10 protein-coding genes are annotated in these 13,423 nt (G+C 63.6%); 1 reads left to right on the plus strand and 9 read right to left on the minus strand.

The features are described 5' to 3' along the window. Positions 1 to 2: 2 nt before the first annotated feature. From LB524_RS03885 to LB524_RS03920, 8 genes are all read right to left on the minus strand, one after another. The gene (locus LB524_RS03885) at positions 3 to 863 is read right to left on the minus strand and encodes a 2-aminoethylphosphonate ABC transporter permease subunit (protein WP_224523802.1); all 861 of its coding nucleotides are present in this window, start codon (positions 861 to 863) and stop codon (positions 3 to 5) included. Further along, a complete protein-coding gene (locus LB524_RS03890) occupies positions 856 to 2,001 on the minus strand; it encodes an ABC transporter ATP-binding protein (protein WP_140617479.1) in 1,146 nt (381 codons plus the stop codon). The genes LB524_RS03885 and LB524_RS03890 overlap by 8 nt, the downstream gene beginning before the upstream one ends. A 32-nt stretch (positions 2,002 to 2,033) precedes the next feature. Beyond that, a complete protein-coding gene (locus LB524_RS03895) occupies positions 2,034 to 3,062 on the minus strand; it encodes a 2-aminoethylphosphonate ABC transporter substrate-binding protein (RefSeq protein ID WP_224523803.1) in 1,029 nt (342 codons plus the stop codon). Positions 3,063 to 3,311: 249 nt separating this feature from the next. After that, positions 3,312 to 4,325 (minus strand): 2-hydroxyacid dehydrogenase, encoded by a 1,014-nt coding sequence (locus LB524_RS03900; protein ID WP_224523806.1) that lies wholly within the window; start codon positions 4,323 to 4,325, stop codon positions 3,312 to 3,314. 2 nt (positions 4,326 to 4,327) lie between these two features. Next, positions 4,328 to 5,686 carry an aspartate aminotransferase family protein gene (locus tag LB524_RS03905; protein WP_224523809.1) on the minus strand — a complete coding sequence of 453 codons (1,359 nt, stop codon included), beginning with the start codon at positions 5,684 to 5,686 and terminating at the stop codon, positions 4,328 to 4,330. A gap of 73 nt (positions 5,687 to 5,759) precedes the next feature. Then, positions 5,760 to 7,217, minus strand: a complete 1,458-nt coding sequence (gene phnY, locus LB524_RS03910) for a phosphonoacetaldehyde dehydrogenase (protein WP_224523811.1) — start codon at positions 7,215 to 7,217, stop codon at positions 5,760 to 5,762. A 72-nt stretch (positions 7,218 to 7,289) separates the two neighbouring features. After that, positions 7,290 to 8,546 (minus strand): phosphonoacetate hydrolase, encoded by a 1,257-nt coding sequence (gene phnA, locus LB524_RS03915; RefSeq protein ID WP_140661580.1) that lies wholly within the window; start codon positions 8,544 to 8,546, stop codon positions 7,290 to 7,292. Positions 8,547 to 8,570: 24 nt separating this feature from the next. Continuing rightward, on the minus strand, positions 8,571 to 9,770 hold the full coding sequence (locus LB524_RS03920; RefSeq protein WP_140661581.1) for a 2-aminoethylphosphonate--pyruvate transaminase: 1,200 nt from the start codon (positions 9,768 to 9,770) through the stop codon (positions 8,571 to 8,573). 265 nt (positions 9,771 to 10,035) lie between these two features. Between LB524_RS03920 and LB524_RS03925 the strand changes: the two genes are divergently transcribed. Then, the gene (locus tag LB524_RS03925; protein WP_140661582.1) at positions 10,036 to 10,905 is read left to right on the plus strand and encodes a LysR substrate-binding domain-containing protein; all 870 of its coding nucleotides are present in this window, start codon (positions 10,036 to 10,038) and stop codon (positions 10,903 to 10,905) included. On the opposite strand, the gene LB524_RS03930 is transcribed toward LB524_RS03925, so the two are convergent. Beyond that, positions 10,902 to 13,382: an FAD-dependent oxidoreductase gene (locus tag LB524_RS03930; protein WP_224523813.1), complete on the minus strand. Its 2,481-nt coding sequence runs from the start codon at positions 13,380 to 13,382 to the stop codon at positions 10,902 to 10,904. The genes LB524_RS03925 and LB524_RS03930 overlap by 4 nt on opposite strands. Positions 13,383 to 13,423: the final 41 nt, after the last annotated feature.

Consider the following 13,423-nt stretch of genomic DNA (forward strand, 5'->3'; position numbering starts at 1 on the left):
CGCTAGACTCCCCACCGGCCGGCAGCGAACCGGTAGAGACCGAACAGGCCGAGCGACAGGGCTATGTTGACCACGGCGATGATGCAGGCGACCTGGTAGGCCGATTCCTGGATCGCCTTGCCATAGATCAGCAGCGGCAGCGTGATGACGCCCTTGGCGCCGATGAACAGGACGATGCCGAATTCGTTGACGGTGAGGAGCAGGCAGAGGCTGCCGCCGGCGATGAGCGCGGGTACCGCCGCCGGCAGAATGACCTGGCGGACAATGCGGAACGGTCGCGCGCCAAGCACGCTTGCCGCTTCGATCTGGCCGCGATCGACCAGCGAAAAGGCGGCAAGCAGCGGCCGCAGGATGAAGGGCGTGTAGACCGTGACCTCGGCCAGAACGACGCCCCATGTCGAATAAAGGAAGTCGACCGGCGGCAGCGGCAGCGAGAAGGCTTCCATCAGCCCGGAGTTGAGCATGCCGGCGGAGCCGTAGAGGAAGGTGAAGGCCAGCGTTACCAGGAAGGTCGGCAGGGCGATGAAAGTGTCGATCAGCCTGGCGATGAAGCCGCTGCCGGGAAACGGCACGAAGGCGAGGATCAGCGCCAGCACCAGGCCGACGACCAGGCATCCGGCCGTCGCCGTGACCGAGATCGTCACCGTGTTGACCAGCGCGTTGAGGAAGAAGCGCGAATGCAGGACGCGGACGATCTCCGCGACATTGGCGACGCCGCTGTCGTCGAGGAAGGCCTGGCGTACAATCAGCGCCAGCGGATAAAAGAACAGCAATGCCAGCAGGGCCGCCGGCGGCACGATCCACAGCCGGCCCGGCTCCCGCTTTCTGGCCGTCGGCATACCAATGGCGAGCGCTTCAGACACCGGCGTCTTCCGGAAGAAGCGACGTATCGGCCGGCGCGAAGAACAGCGGCACCTCTGTGCCGGGTTCCGGCAAGGCCATTGGCAGTTTCGTTGCCGAGACGCGCACCGGCGTGCCGTCAACATCGAGCACCAGATGCGTGAGTTCACCCTGCCAGTGCACCTCCCTGAGCGTGCCGACAATGCGGTTGGTGTGCTCGCTGTCGGCCGTCAGGCTCAGATGCTGCGGCCTGATGCAAAGCAGGCTCTTGTCGCCAACCTTCTCGCCGCGACCGGCACCGGCGAGCACGGCATCGCCATGCCTGGCCATGGCAAAGCCTTTCGGGCCGGCAGCATCGGCAACCGTCACCGGCAGAAGGTTGGCACGACCGAGAAACTCGGCGGTGAAGCGGTTTGGCGGACGGCGATAGAGTTCGGTCGTCGGTCCATGCGAACAGACCCTGCCGTCGCGCATGATGGCGATCTTGTCGGCAAGCGTCAGCGCCTCGGTCTGGTCGTGGGTGACGTAGAGGATGGTCAGGCCCGGCAGGCTGCGGTGCAGGCGGGCGATCTCCTCGACCATGTTGCGGCGGATCTGCGCGTCGAGCGCCGAAAGCGGTTCGTCAAGCAGCAGCACGCGCGGCCGCACGGCAAGCGCCCGCGCAATCGCGACGCGCTGCTGTTGGCCGCCCGAAAGCTCGCGCGGATAACGCCGGGCAAACGTCGCCATGCCGACGGTGGCGAGCGCATCCTTCACCCGCTCGCCGATCAGCGCCTTGTCGGCGCCTTGTGCCCTGAGGCCAAAGGCGACGTTGTCCTCGACCCGCATATGCGGGAACAGCGCGTAGTTCTGCACCACCATACCGAGCCCACGCTCATAGGGCGGCAGATCGGTGACGTCGGTGGCGCCGATGCGGATGCGGCCGCTTGCCGGCCGCACGAAGCCGGCAACGGCACGCAGAGCGGTCGTCTTGCCGGAGCCGGACGGGCCTATCATCGCCAGGATTTCGCCAGGCGCGATATCGAGGGTCAGCGGATGCAGGACGACATGGGCGCCATAGGCGACAACGACCTTGTCGAAGTGGACGTTCGAGCCGGCGCCGCGAACCTTCGCGGCGTCGATGTCCGTGACACTAGGGCCCGTGAAGGCGGCGGCCGACATGGCATTGTTCTCCGGATTGCTTCCCGTGCGGATCAACTTCCGGTCGCTTCGTTCCACTTCTTGACGTAGTCGGGAAGCTTGCTCAGCGCCTCGTCCCAGTTCGGCGACCAGATGGTCAGGCCTTTCATCGCCTCCTGCAGCTTGGCGAAATTGGCGTCGGACGGCGTCACGTCCTTGCGGGCCGGCATGCCGAGGGCAACGGAACTTACAGTCGCCTGTGCCTCCTTGGACAGCAGGAAGTCGATCAACTTCTTGCCGTTGTCGCTATTTGGCGCACCGGTGACCAGGCCGATTTCATAGGGCAGCGCAAAGGTGGAGCGGGTGCCATCGGGGCCAGCGGGCCAGAACACCTTGATGTTGGGATTGTCTGCCATCTGCGACATGTTCATCTGCAGGTCGCCATTGGCCACATGCAGCTCGCCCTTGTTGACCAGCGCGGTCAGCTTGCCGGTCGAGGCGGACGGGCCGACATTGTTGTCCTGCAGCTTCTTCATGAATTCGAAGCCGGCATCCTCGCCGCCAAAGGCATGGATGATCTGCAGCATGACGGCCGTCCCGTCGCCAGCCTGGCCGGGGGTCGAGTACTGGATCTTGCCCTTGAACTTCGGATCGAGCAGATCGTTATAGCTCTTCGGCGCTTCGGACAGCACGGCGCTGTTGTAGATGAAATTCATGTAGTTATTGACCAGCGGCCGATACTTGTCGGTGCCGCCGTCGATCTGGGATGCGGCTTCGGGTTTGTAATCCTGCAGCAGACCGTCCGCGGCGGCGCGCTGGATGAAGGGCGGCAAGGTCACCAGCACGTCGGCCTGCGGGTTCGACTTTTCCTTGGCGACGCGCTCGACGACGCCGCCCGAGCCCGCCTCGATATACTGAACGGTGATGCCGGTGGCCTTGGTGAAGGCTGCGAATTCGGTCTCGTACCAGCTGCCATTGCCATCATGCAGCCCATCGGCGGAGTAGACGGTGACGACGCCGTCGGCGAGTGCCGGCCCAATGAGAGCCGCCGATGCGAGCAATGCGGCGAAGGCCGCGACCATGGTTGCGTTCCTTGATTTCATAACCGGTTCCCCTTTGATTGAAGGCACATTCTGCGATGCACTAGAACCAACCGGCCTTTGGTCTCTGGCGGACGTTGAGCCGGTTGGATGTCTTCGTTGTGACAACTCTGGGGATTGGGCATCGATAAGTAAAATCTATTTATTTTATGAGAGCCAAACTTTCTCTGATATTTGTCATGGAACTGTCGCATCGATGTCGTGGATACAAATATGCTGCGCCGATGGCGGCTATCGGATTGAAAATATAGGTTATCGGCCGAACACAACGCCTGCGGTCTGCGCCCGCAATCGCGGATCATGCGAGCGGATGGTCACTGGCCGGCCTTCGAGAATTTCGAAACAGCGCGCGAGTGTGTCGTCTTCCAGCCGGCGCATCGCCTCGCAGGTGAAGAAGGTAACATGCGGAAACAGGATCACATTGTCGCGACCGAACAATGCGCTCATCGGATGGCCTGACCTCGCCAGCGGCTCGACCGAATAGACGTCGAGCCCGGCACCACCGATGCGACCGGCAACGATCGCCTCGACGAGCGCCGCCTCATCGATCAGCGCACCGCGCGAGACATTGACGATGATGGCCGACGGTTTCAGGCAGGCGAGCTCATGCTTGCCGATCAGGCCGCGTGTCTGGTCATTCAGCACGCAATGCAACGAAACGAAATCACAGGCACGCAACATGGCGTGCAGGTCGTCGGCCTTCTCGATGCCGGCGGCGCGCATCGTCGCGGCATCGACACCGGGATCAAAACCAACGACGCGCGCGCGAAATCCCCGGCCGGCCATGCGCGCCATGCTGCGGCCGATCTTGCCGCAGCCGATCAGCCCAAGCGTGGCGCCTGATATATCGCGTCCCAGCCAGCGCTGTTCGGGCCAGATCCAGCCGTCTCGCGTCATCGCCGCGGCAATGGCGGGTAGCCGCTTGGCCAGCGCGATCATCAGCGCAAAAGCGCCTTCGGCGACGGTTTCCTCGGCATATTCGGGCACGTTCACGACGGGGATACCGCGCCGCATGGCGGCGGGGATATCGATGGCGTCGATGCCGACGCCATATTTGACGATGCCCTTCAACCTGGGCGCCGCGTCGATCACCCCCGCAGTGATTGGCGTGTAGCACATCAAGAGCAGATCGGTGTCGGCGATCGCGGCTTTGAGCTCCGCCTCGGGGATGCCATCCGGCAGCGTTACCAGCTCGACGCCCCTTGCCCGCAAGCCGGCATCGATGCCTGGGCATTCGAGCTCGCGGTCGGTGCGGACCGCTTTCACGGTCAGGCCGTCAACACGGCGCGTTCGACGATGTCGAGCGCACGGTCGAGATCGGCTTTCGAAATCACCAGCGGCGGCGACAGCGTCAGCACGTTGCCGTGGCTGACCTTGAAGCTCAGCCCCTGTTCGATGCAGGCATAGAAGACGCGTTCGGCAAGATCGCGCGCGGGCTGGCGCGAGGCCCGGTCCTCGACGAGTTCGACGCCAACCATCAATCCCCTGCCCCTGACGTCGCCGACATGGGGCGAGCGCCCCATCAGATCCTGCATGCGTCCCAGCATATGCCGGCCAAGCTCGGCCGCACGTTCGACCAGTCCTTCTTCCAGGATGATGTCGATGGTCGTCAGCGCCGCACGCGTCGTCACGGGGTTTTTCTCATGGGTGTAGTGACCGATGGCAAAGCCGCCGGTGACGTCGAGGTCGCGGCGGGCGATGACGGCGGCGATCGGCAGGATGCCGCCGCCGAGTGATTTGCCGAGGACAACGATGTCGGGCGTTACGCCGTCATGCTCATGGGCGAAAAATTTTCCGGTCTTGCCGAGGCCGGTCGGAATCTCGTCGAAGATCAGCAGCGTGCCGTGCCTATCGCAGGCCTCGCGCACGCGCTTCCAGAAGCCAGGCGGAGGTGGATTGGGCGTCGCGCGCATCGGCTCGGCAACGACAGCCGCCACGTCCTGCTCGCGGCCGAGAACGTAGGCGATCATGTTGGCGCAAGCGAGCCCGGACGCTTCCAGCGTGTCGTGGCCATAGGGGCAACGATAGCCATCCCAGGGCGCGACATGCTCGGTGCCGGTCATCATTGGGCCTGATATATGCGAGCGGAACGTCGCCTCGCCGCCGACGCTGGCCGCGCCGAAGCCGGCGCCATGGAAAGCATCCCAGAACGACACCGTCTTGAAACGGCCGGTGGCCGCCCGCGCGATCTTCAACGCGACCTCGATGGCATCGGAGCCGCCGGTGGTGAACAACACCTTGCCGAGATCGCCGGGAGCCAGCGCGGCCAGTTTTTCGGCCAGCTCGACGGCGGGCTCGCAGGTGAAACGGCGCGGCGCGAAGCAGAGGTCGTCGAGTTGCTTCTTGATCGCCGCCACCAGTTTTGGGTGGCCGTAGCCGAGGTGATGCACGCTGTTGCCGTGGAAATCCATGAAGCGGCGGCCGGCGGTGTCCTCGATCCAGATGCCTTCCGCCCTAGCGATCGTCGAAAGACAGGGGCTGGACAGGCTCTGGTGCATGAACGCGGCGGCGTCGCGATCGAGCAGGCCGCGAATGCGGGGATCGTTCTGGCCGGTATCCCAGCGGCCGCGCGCCGCCGTCGTGTTGGAATCGCCTTCGGTATGCACAAGCTCTGATATCGCGGCCATCATTGTCTCCGAAATGCGAATGAGGGAGCGTGGGACGCTCCCTCGGTTTGTTCCGCCAGCTTATGTGATCCGGTCAGGACCAAGGCAGCGAAAATGTCTTCACATTGGTGTAGCTCTTCATCGCCTCGATGACGCCTTCCTTGTAGCCATTGCCGCTGTCCTTGATGCCGCCGAAGGGCGACATCTCGATGCGGTAGCCCGGCACTTCCCAGATGTTCACCGTGCCGACCTGCAGGCCGGCGATGTATTTCTGCATGCGGGGAAACGAATTGGTGCAGACGCCCGACGACAGGCCGAAGGCGGTCGAGTTGGACAACGCGATCAGTGCTTCATCGTCATCCGGCGCGCGCACGATCGGGATGATCGGCCCGAACGTTTCTTCCATCACCAGTTCGGATGTGTGCGGCACGCGGTCGACGACGATTGGCGGCAGCAGCGCACCCTGACGACCCGGATTATAGAGGATCTCTGCCCCCTGCTCGGCCGCCATGTGGACGCGCGCTTCGAACAACGCCGCCGCCTTCTCATGCACGACGGTGCCGAGATCGGTCGAGCGGTCCATCGGATCGCCGAAGCGGATCTTCTTCGCCCGCTCCAGCACCAGCGGCACGAAGCGGTCGGCGACGCTTTCCTGGACGAGGATGCGCTTGACCGCCGTGCAGCGCTGGCCGGAGTTTTTGGTCGCACCGGCGACCGCGAGATCGGCGGCTTTGGCCAGATCGTCATCGGAGAGATCGTTGAGGATGATCAGCGGATCGTTGCCGCCGAGTTCCAGCACCTGGCGCCTGTAACCGGCGGTGCGGGCGATCATCTTGCCGACCGGCACGCCGCCGGTGAAGGTGATCAAGTCGATATTCTCGTTGGTGATCATCTCGTTGCCGATGTCGACCGGCCAGCCGGTCACCACCGAAAGCATTTCCGGCGGCAGGCCGGCTTCATAAAGAATGTCGGCCAGCACCAACGCCGTCATCGGCGTCAGTTCGGTCGGCTTCACCACCACGCAATTGTTGGTGGCGATGGCCGGCGCCACCTTGTGCGAGACCATGTTGAGTGGATGGTTGAATGGCGTGATCGCCGAGATAGCCTTCAGCGGCTCGCGCGTGGTGAAGATCTTGCGCGCCTTGCCGTGCGGGGTGAGGTCGCAGGAGAAGATCTGGCCATCGTCCTGGATGCACATCTGCGCCGACAGCGTGAACACATCATAGGCGCGGCCGACTTCGTAGAGCGAGTCGGCCTTGGAGATACCAAGCTCGAGCGTGATCAGATCGGATATTTCTTCCCGGCGCGACGCCAGTGCTTCCGCCGTGCGGAACAGAATCTGCTGGCGCTCGTAGCGCGTCAGCTTCGACTTGTAGCCTGCAGCGATCCCGAACGCCTGGCGGGCGTGTTCGGCGCGGCCGGCGGGGACGGTGCCGATGACGGTGTCGTTCCAGGGGTAACGCACCTCGACAACACCGCCGGCATCGACCTTCTTGCCGGCAATGCACATCGGCTCGTGGCGAACTTTGATGGCAGGGTCAAGCTTGGTCATGTGCTCTGCTCCGGCAGATTTGTGAGCGTTGCGGCAGAGGGTCGACCCCCACTCGACATCATCAGGCCCGGCCTATGCCAATGCCGCCGCCATGGTGGCGTAATAGAACGCGTCGAAATTGCGCAAGGTCGGCTCGTTGGGCAGATCCGGTAGCACGCGGTTGACGATGAACGGCACTTCCTGCTCGGTTAGCCCGCCATGCGAGCGCAACGGCTCGTTCAGCGCCGCCAGATCATGGCGATGTTCCGATGTGCCGATCGTCTTGTTCTCGGTCGAGACCAGCACGATGTCGCCGATGCGGTCAGCCGGCAGTTCGAAGCGCTCACAGGCCGTCCGGCTATCGACGACCAGCATGATGCCGTCAACCTTGGCCAGCCGCGCCATGATGCCCGCCTGGTCCGCGCCATCAGGCAAATAGGCGGTGGCGAAAGAGCCCAGCGCGCCATGGTGCACGACATAGGGGTCGGTGATCGGCAGGATGACGCGGGCGGCATCCTTGCCCAGCCATTCGTCAAGCAGGTCCTGGACGTAGACGACGTCGGGCGCACCGTCGGCCTTGTGCTTGGGCTTCATGCCATGGTCGGCGGTGACAACGATCGCGGCGCCCAGCGCATCGAGTTCGGTCAGGTACTTGTCGAACATCTCGTAGAAGGCGTTGGCCTGCGGCACGCCCGGTGCGTATTTGTGCTGCACATAGTCCGTCGTCGTCAGGTACATGATGTCGGGGCGGAATTCCCTCAGCAACTGGACGCCGGCGGCGAAGACGAATTCCGACAATTCGGCCGAATAGACTTCTGGCACAGGCAGGCCGAAATGCTTCGAGGCATTGTCGATGCCGTGCTCGCCAACCGTGGTCGTATCGGACTTCTCCGCCGAAAAGCACAGCGCGCGCCCTTCGTCGAAAGACAGACCCTTGCCGAGCAGCGCACGCAGCTTGTCTTTGGCGGTGACAACGGCAACCTTGGCACCCGCATCATAGAAGGCCTGAAAAATGGTCGGCGCGCGCAGGAAGCGCGGGTCGTTCATCATCACTTCCTTGCCGGTCTCGCGCTCGTAGAGATAGTTGCCGCAAATGCCGTGCACCGAGGGCGGGCGACCGGTGGCGATCGACAAATTGTTGGGATTGGTAAAGCTCGGAATGACCGAGTGTGCGAAACGCACCGTGCCCTTCTCCTTGATCCTGACCAGGGCCGGCATCAGCCCGGCCTTGATCGCTTCATCGAGATAGGCCGGCTCGCAGCCGTCGAGGCAGATGGCGATCGCCGGCACGCGCGGCCAGGCGTAGGTGCGGCCGTTGACCGCGACGTTGATGGGAGACATCTGGTTCATCAAAAATCCTCGAAATCGGCCGCTTCAGGCGGCGAGTTTGGCGCGCTCGGCGATTGCCGCGGCGGGTGGAGCGGCGGTGTCGACGCCCATTTCATCAAGCGACTGCGCCGCCGCCTCGACGACGCGACGCATGACATGTTCGTCCATCTGGCCGATGCAGCCGACACGGAAGGAGTCCACGACCGTCAGCTTGCCGGGGTAGATGATAAAGCCCTTGTCCTTCATCAGTTCGTAGAAGCGATCGAAGGCGAAGTTGGCGTGGGCCGGGTTGAAGAAGGTGACGATGATCGGCGACAGCCAGCGGTCCTTGAGCAATGTCTCGAAGCCGAGTTCGCGCATGCCCGACACCATGACGTCGCGGTTCCTGGTGTAGCGGGCACCACGGCCGGCGACGCCGCCTTCCGCCTCATGCTGGCGCAGCGCCTCCAGGAAAGCGGCGACGACATGCGTCGGCGGCGTGTAGCGCCACTGGCCGGTCTTGTTCATGTGCGCCCACTGCGCGTGGACGTCGAGCGACAGGGAATGGCTGCGCCCCTTGGCTGCCTCCAGTTCGCTCTTGCGGGCGATGATGAAGCCGAAGCCGGGCACGCCCTCGATGCATTTGTTGGCCGACGAGACCATCGCCTCATAGCGGATCTCGTTGACGTCGAGCGCGACGGCGCCGAACGCGCTCATGGAATCGACCAGCAGCTTGCGGCCCTTGGTGTGCACCGCCTCGGCGATCTCGGCGACCGGGTTCAAAATGCCGGAGCTGGTCTCGCAATGAATGGCTATGACGTGGGTGATGGCGTGGTCGGCTTCGAGCGCTGCCGCCACCTCGTCGCCGCGCGGCGGCAGGTAATCGCCCTTGTCAATCAGCGTATAGGGCCGGCCGAGATACTGCATGGTCTGGGCGGCACGAAGGCCGTAGGCACCATTGGCCAGCACCAGAACCTTGCCATCCCTGGGCACGAACGACCCCAGCATCGCCTCGACGCAGAACGAGCCTGAGCCTTGCATCGGCACGCAGTCGAACTCGCCGTTGGTGTCGCCGGTCAGCGCCAGTAGGCGGCGGCGCATGTCTGATGTCATGGCGCGGAAGTCGCCGTCCCACGATCCCCAGTCGCGCAGCATCGCCTGCTTGACCGAATAGGCCGTGGTGAGCGGCCCGGGGGTCAACAGATAGGGCTCGCCCAGCGCCGGCTTGGCCAGCGGCTCCGCGGCAAATTTCGTTTCGGCGAGCATGATGTCCTCCGACAGGTCGCTGCTTTTTTGATCTGGCGCCATTGTTGGCTGAGGGCACATATTTGTAAAATCGTTATTTTGTATCGACGTATCGATTTCAGTGATGATCCGATACAGACAGCAGAAGCTGCATGGCGCTCGTGACAGCTTCGTGAAACCCGGCAGGCCCATTCCAAGGCATAAACCGAATCGTTTGTTTCCGGCTTTTGCATAGCAGGGCTTATGATAGGCTGCTGGTAACCAGAGAGGCTCGGGAGCGAAGAAGATGCGCTATGTTCAGTTGCGGGCCTTTCATCAGGTGGCGATCTCCGGCGGCTTTTCGCGGGCGGCCGAAGCGCTGTTCCTGACCCAGCCGGCGATATCGGACCAGGTCCGCAAGCTCGAGGAAGAGTATGATGTCCTGCTGTTCAATCGTAACAAGAAGCAGGTCACGCTGACCCATTCCGGCCAGAAACTGCTCGAAATAACCCACCGCATGTTCGACACCGAGCAGCAGGCGCTTGAGCTTCTGACCGAGTCGCGCGCCCTGCGCTCCGGCACGCTGCGCATCGTCGCCGACGCCGCGCATCATCTGCTTCACATTCTGGGCAGCTTCCGCGCCCGCTATCCCGGAGTGCAGGTCTCGGTGCGAGCCGGAAACACCGAGAGGGTGATCAGCAGCCTCTACAGCTACGATGCCGATATCGGCGTGCTGGGCGAGGTGCCCGCCGGACGCGACTTCGAAGTGCTGAAACTGAACTCGACGCCGATCATCGCCTTCACCTCGATCGACCATCCGCTGTCGGGGAAGAAATCGCTGACGCTCAAGCAGCTCGCACAGGAATCCCTGGTCATGCGCGAGCGCGGCTCGAAGACGCGCCAGAAGCTCGAAGACCTGGCCGCCGCGTCGAAGATCGAACTCAGGCCTGTGATCGAGGCAGAAGGCCGGGAAGCCGTGCGCGAGATCGTCGCCTCTGGCGCCGGTATCGGCTTTGTCTCGGCGGCCGAATTCGGCCAGGATTCGCGGCTCATCCCAATCACCATCGACGCGCCCGAGACCTTGATGGACGAGGCGCTGATCTGCCTGCGCGAGCGCAGCGGCGGCAAACTGGTGCGCGCCTTTCTCGACATGGCGCGCTCGATGTCGACGGACTAAGCGGCGGCACGAATCTCCACCACATCGGCTTTCACCCGCTCCGATTTCGGATCGTAGGGGCTGCGCAGATGCGCGGTGGCCGCATGGCGTACGCCGGCTAGATCGATCTCGAAATGGCCGCCGCTCAGGAACACAGCATCCACGCCGGTTTCGTTTTCGATCAAGCTGAGCGCCACTGACTGGCCAAGCGTGTGGCCGTAGGCGGCCGAGCGGACCTCGCCGACCGGCTTGCCGTCGCGCAGGACCAACTCGCCGCCCCACAGCATCGGCTCGGTGTCGTCGAGCGTAAGGAGTACGATACGCTTTGCCGGTGCCGACGACGAGGGTTTCGCGGCGGCAAGCGCATCGCGGCCGATGAAGCCACCTGGCTTGTCCATCGCCACGGCGAAGCCAAGCCCCGCCTGCCAGGGATTGATATCAGGCGTCAGTTCCCGACCCCAGGCCCGAAAACCCTTTTCAATGCGCAAGGCATCGAGCGCGTAGTAGCCGGCGTCGGCCAAACCGAATTCGCGGCCGCCCTCATGCAACGCCTCGTAGACGCCGACGGCGAATTCGGCCGGCACGATCAGTTCCCAGCCGAGTTCGCCGACATAGGTCATGCGGTTGGCATAGACAGTGGCGTAGCCGATATCGATCTCGCGGATAGTGGCGAAGGGAAAGCCGGCGTTGGAAAGATCGGCCGACGACAGTTTGCCGAGGAGATCGCGCGAACGCGGCCCCATTAACGCCAGCACCGCATAGGCCGAGGTGACGTCGGTCAGGACGGCATGCGCATCCGGCGGAATGTTCTTGACGATCCAGTCGGCGTCGTGGACCGCCTGGGCGGAACCGGTAACGATGAGGAATTTTTCCGCGCCAAGCCGCATCACGGTGAGATCGCTTTCGTAGCCGCCGCGCGCATTGAGCACGCCGGTGTAGATCGATGTGCCGACCGGCACATCGATGTCGCCGGCGCAGATGCGGTTCAACACGGCACAGGCATCGCGGCCCTGGACAAGAAGCTTGGCGAAGGAGGTCTGGTCGAAGATGGCGACGGCTTCGCGCGTCGCCTTCATCTCGCGCCGCACGGCCTCGTGCCAGTTCTGGCGACCGAAGGCATAGTCGTTCCCGGCTTTCTCTCCCGGCGCCGCGAACCAGTTGGCACGCTCCCAGCCCATCTTGGAACCGAAGCAGGCGCCCTTGGCGGCGAGCCGATCATAGAGCGGCGAGCGGCGGAACGGCCGCGCGGTATCCAATTCGCGGTTCGGCCACGGCATGGCGTAATGCAGGCCGAGCGTCTCCTTGACGCGGTCATGCAGCCAGCGCGGATTGTTGTTGAAAGCGGCGAAGCGCCTGATGTCGACCGGCCACAAATCCATGGTCGGCGCGCCGTTGACGATCCATTCGGCCAGTGCCTTGCCGGCGCCACCGGCACTGGCAATGCCCATCGAATTGAAGCCGGCGCCGACATAGAAATTCTTCAACTCCGGCGCCTCGCCGAGGAGGAAATTGTTGTCCGGCGTAAAGCTCTCGGGACCGTTGTAGAATTTCTTGACTTCGGCCCGCGCCAACTGCGGCACGCGCACCAGCGCGTTTTCCATCAGGATCTCGAACTGGTCCCAGTCGTCGGGCAGCAGCGCGAATTCGAAGTTTTCGGGAATGCCGTTCATGCCCCACGGCTTGGCGTGCGGCTCGAAGCCACCCATCACCAGACCGCCGACCTCCTCCTTGAAGTAGATGAAGCCATCGGGGTCGCGCATGACAGGCAGGTCCGGATGCACACCCTCGATCCGGCCGGTGACGATGTACATGTGCTCGGCCGAATGCAGCGGCACCGAGACGCCGCACATCAGCCCGACCTTGCGGGCCCATTGGCCGGCGCAGTTGACGACGATCTCGGCGGCGATGTCGCCGCGGTCCGTCTCGACGCCGCAGGCGACGCCGTTTTTCACCGTGATGCCGGTGACCTGCACCCGCTCGAAGATTTTGACGCCACCATTGCGCGCGCCCTTGGCCAGCGATTGCGTGAGATCGGTGGGATTGGCCTTGCCGTCTCCGGGCAGCCAGACGGCGCCGACCAGATCGTCTGTCGCCATCACCGGCCAGAGCTCGGCTGCCTCGCGAGGCGAGATGACGTCGATCTCGACCCCTTGGGCACGCGCCGACGCGGCCGTGCGCTTCAACACCGTCATGCGGTCGGTGGTGCGCGCGACGGACAGCGAACCGCAGTTCTTCCAGCCGGTGGCGAGGCCGGTCTCGGCCTCCAGTTCGCTGTAGAGCTGCGTGGAGTACCGGATCAGGCTGGTCATGTTGGAATGGCTGCGCAGCTGACCGACAAGACCGGCCGCGTGCCAGGTGGTGCCGCCGCTGAGCTGTCCCTGCTCAAGCAGCACCACATCGCTCCAGCCCAGCTTGGTCAGATGATAGGCGACCGAGCAGCCGATGATGCCGCCGCCGACAATGACAGTTCGAGCCTGGGTGGGAAATTCATGTGCCATGAGCGTTCCGCCATTTGAGGGATGGCCGAGACATTACCATG

It is taken from the genome of Mesorhizobium sp. ESP6-5 (assembly GCF_020164695.1).
Classification (GTDB): Bacteria; Pseudomonadota; Alphaproteobacteria; order Rhizobiales; family Rhizobiaceae; genus Mesorhizobium; species Mesorhizobium australicum.

What these genes read in the sequence shown, in the direction of transcription:
- LB524_RS03890 (WP_140617479.1), bottom strand. Translation starts at nt 2,001, where the DNA reads ATGTCGGCCGCCGCCTTCACGGGCCCTAGTGTCACGGACATCGACGCC.
- LB524_RS03895 (WP_224523803.1), bottom strand. Translation starts at nt 3,062, where the DNA reads ATGAAATCAAGGAACGCAACCATGGTCGCGGCCTTCGCCGCATTGCTC.
- LB524_RS03905 (WP_224523809.1), bottom strand. Translation starts at nt 5,686, where the DNA reads ATGGCCGCGATATCAGAGCTTGTGCATACCGAAGGCGATTCCAACACG.
- phnY (WP_224523811.1), bottom strand. Translation starts at nt 7,217, where the DNA reads ATGACCAAGCTTGACCCTGCCATCAAAGTTCGCCACGAGCCGATGTGC.
- phnA (WP_140661580.1), bottom strand. Translation starts at nt 8,546, where the DNA reads ATGAACCAGATGTCTCCCATCAACGTCGCGGTCAACGGCCGCACCTAC.
- LB524_RS03920 (WP_140661581.1), bottom strand. Translation starts at nt 9,770, where the DNA reads ATGCTCGCCGAAACGAAATTTGCCGCGGAGCCGCTGGCCAAGCCGGCG.
- LB524_RS03925 (WP_140661582.1), top strand. Translation starts at nt 10,036, where the DNA reads ATGCGCTATGTTCAGTTGCGGGCCTTTCATCAGGTGGCGATCTCCGGC.
- LB524_RS03930 (WP_224523813.1), bottom strand. Translation starts at nt 13,382, where the DNA reads ATGGCACATGAATTTCCCACCCAGGCTCGAACTGTCATTGTCGGCGGC.